Here is a 329-nt window from a genome sequence, read left to right on the forward strand (position 1 = left end):
TGAATCGCCTTGCGCTCCTGGTGCTGCTGCTCGGTGCGGCGGTGCTGACGGCGCTGCCCTTCTACTTGTTCGAGCTATTCTCAGACGAACGCTCGACGCTCAATGGCAGCGGGCTCATCGCGCTCGCCTATGTCGCGATCCCTGGCGGGGCGGTCATGTACTATCTCTTCAATCGCAGCATCGAGGCACTTGGGGCGGCTCGGGCCGGCGTCCTCCTCTACATTCAGACCATCTTCATCGCCGTGCTCGCCTATCTGATCCTCGGCGAGCAGTTGCAACGCTATCACCTCGAAGGCGCGGCACTCATCATCGCCGGCTTGCTTCTCATC

At 61.7% G+C, this 329-nt stretch carries 1 protein-coding gene; it reads left to right on the forward strand.

What is annotated here, in order from left to right:
• Positions 1–329 (forward strand): DMT family transporter (locus tag AF337_RS04565; protein ID WP_152970902.1); only part of this gene is annotated, 329 nt, incomplete at both ends.

This window comes from Rhizobium ecuadorense (genome assembly GCF_001187535.1).
Taxonomy (GTDB): Bacteria; Pseudomonadota; Alphaproteobacteria; order Rhizobiales; family Rhizobiaceae; genus Rhizobium; species Rhizobium ecuadorense.